The organism is Pseudomonas sp. HY2-MNA-CIBAN-0224 (assembly GCF_040310285.1).
GTDB lineage: Bacteria > Pseudomonadota > Gammaproteobacteria > Pseudomonadales > Pseudomonadaceae > Aquipseudomonas > Aquipseudomonas helleri.
This window is the reverse complement of sequence record NZ_JBEOPQ010000292.1, coordinates 1-335: the sequence shown is the minus strand read 5'-3', so window position 1 is coordinate 335 and position 335 is coordinate 1. Positions and strand designations below refer to the sequence as shown.

Annotated in this window: 1 protein-coding gene; it reads left to right on the top strand. The window is 47.8% G+C overall.

What is annotated here, in order from left to right; translation table 11 throughout:
• On the top strand, nucleotides 1–335 hold a 335-nt coding region (locus AAEZ03_RS26455), incomplete at both ends, for a PhoD-like phosphatase N-terminal domain-containing protein (RefSeq protein ID WP_350582730.1).

Genomic DNA, 335 nt, shown 5'->3' with positions numbered 1-335 from the left:
GACGATGACTCCACCAATTCGAATACCTTGGATAAGGTAGACGACTTGGGCTATCAAGGCGCATCACCCTTTGTACATGGCATCGCCAGCGGTGACCCTTTACAAGATAGAGTAATACTCTGGACGCGCATCACCAATGACGGTAGCATCAATGCTACCAGTATTCCTGTCAGCTATACGGTGGCTACCGATCCTGAGCTAAAAAACATCGTCACTCAAGGCCGAGCGTTGGCTACTTCAGAGTCTGATTTTACCGTCAAAGTCGATGCCAAGTCCCTAAAATCCGACACCACCTACTATTATATTTTTGAAGCCTTAGGCTACCTCTCTCCTAC